The sequence below is a fragment of the Chloroflexota bacterium genome, assembly GCA_038040195.1.
In the GTDB taxonomy this organism is placed as follows: Bacteria; Chloroflexota; Limnocylindria; order QHBO01; family QHBO01; genus DASTEQ01.
This window is the reverse complement of the sequence record JBBPIR010000027.1, coordinates 1-2004: the sequence shown is the minus strand read 5'-3', so window position 1 is coordinate 2004 and position 2004 is coordinate 1. Positions and strand designations below refer to the sequence as shown.

The 2004-nt window shown below is 74.2% G+C and carries 1 protein-coding gene; it reads right to left on the bottom strand.

Features of this window, described 5'->3' with window-relative positions; genetic code table 11:
• The coding region (locus tag AABM41_09800; GenBank protein ID MEK6192589.1) for an exonuclease domain-containing protein at window positions 1-2004 on the bottom strand (2004 nt) is incomplete at both ends.

The following is a 2004-nucleotide window of genomic DNA, read 5'->3' as shown; positions in this document are numbered from 1 at the left end:
GCGCGCGAGTACAGCGACTCGCTCTTGCGCGCGGCGTAGGTCCTCTGGGCGGCGGCGCGTGCCTCGCCGAGCGTGGTCATGCCCTGCGCGAAAAGCAGCCGGAGCTGCCCGAGGAAGACCTCCCCGGTGAGGATCGCGTCACCGAGCGCGGTGTGGCGCCCGATCACGCTGACGCCGAGCCGCGCCGCCATCGCCTCGAGCGAGTGGTCCTCGTGACCGGGGTGCACGACGGCGGAGAGCAGCAGCGTGTCGAGCACGGGCTGCCTGAGCCGGACGCCGGTCTGTGCCTCCTTGAGCTCGATGAACCGCAGGTCGAAGCCGACGTTGTGCCCGACCAGGACGGTGTCCTCCGCGAAGCGCGCAAAGTCGGGCAGCACGGCGTCGATCGTCGGCTGGCCGCGCAGCAGCTCGGGCGTGATCCCGTGCACCGCCACGGACGCCGGCGACACCGAACGCCGCGGGTCCACCAGCCGGTCGAAGGTCTCCCGGCGCAGCAGCCGACCGTTGACGATCCGCACAGCCCCGATCGAGACGATCTCGTCACCTCCCGACGGGCTCAGGCCTGTCGTCTCGGTGTCGAACACCGTGTATGCGAGCGCGTCCAGCCGGCGATCGTCCCACCCCGCGGCCTCCTCGGCGGGCTGGAAGAGGTCGAAGTCGTAGAACTCCGGCCGCCGCTCGACGGTCTCGCCGCGCGGGGTCGCCGGCGTCGGTCGCGCCCCGGGCGTGACAGCGGCGAGCGGCAGCAGCAGTCGCACCCATGCACCGCCGGCCTCGGAGTCGGGCTCGCACCACAGCTCGCCGCCGTGCTCCTCGACCACGTCGCGCAGCGTCGGCGCGATCCCGCCGCCGTCGCGCCGCAGTGGCTCCGACGCCCAGGCGCGCAGCGTCTCCTCACGCAGGGGCTGCCCCTCCCAGCCCAGGCCGAGCCGTGCGTGGCGGCCCACCGGCCGCAGCTCCAGGCGCAGGTGCTCGACACCCGCATCGGCTCGCAGGCGCCCGGCGAGGTGACCGGCTGCCTGGACGACCGCGTAGCTGTCGACCTCCAGCCATAGGTCGTCGGGCGGCTCCGTCGCCGTCACGCTGAGCCCGCCTTCGAGGCTGCGCCGCAGCGCGGCGAGCAGGTCGCGCCCGAGCATCTCCTCGAGCGACCACTGAGCCCGTAGGTCGCCGGCGTGCTCGCGCACCGCCGCTTCGACGAGCTCGCCCAATCCGACCGCCTCGTGGCGGATGACCTCCTCGAAGCGCTCACGCTCTGCCCCGACCAGCTCGGGGTAGTCGAGCATGCTCTCCACGGCCGCGCGGATGGTCGCCACCGACGCGCGGGTGCCCTCGGTCAGCGACTGCAGCAGCGCGTCGCGGTCGCCGCTGAGCTCGGCGGCCCGGGTGACGTCCTCGAGGCTCAGCACGAAGCCGGTCAGCTCCTCGCCGGCGCCCCGGACCGACGCCACCCCCACGCGCAGGAGCTGGCCGCCGGCGGCCGTTGCGGTCAGGCGCACGCTCGGCGCCGCGCTGTCGGCCGCCCCACAGCTCAGACGCTCGAGCGCGTGGGCCAGCAGCGAGCGATCGAGGATCCCGAACACCGAGCGCCCCAGCCCGACCAGCCCCGACGTGCCCTCGTCGGGGTCCAGGAGCTGTGTGGCGGCGTCGTTGTAGAGCAGGATCCGGCCGTCGAGGTTGCAGACCAGCACGGCCAGCCGCAGCTCCGCCATCAGCGCCGCCAGCCGGTTGCGCTCCTGTGCGAGATCGGCGTGCGCAGCGTCGATCTGCGCTGCGACGTCCTCCTCGGCGCCCTGCAGGCGCTCGGCGAGCTCGTTGATCGCGGCGGCCAGCCGGCGCAGCTCCGCCGGGCGGCGCGCCGTCACCCGATGGCGCGGGTTCGCGCTGGCGATCAGCCGCGTTTCCTCCGCCAGCCGCCGTGGGGCGATCACGTACAGCCTGAAGGCCGACGCGACCACCACGCCGAGCCCGATCCCGAACAGCACGGCGGCGCCCGCCGCCAAC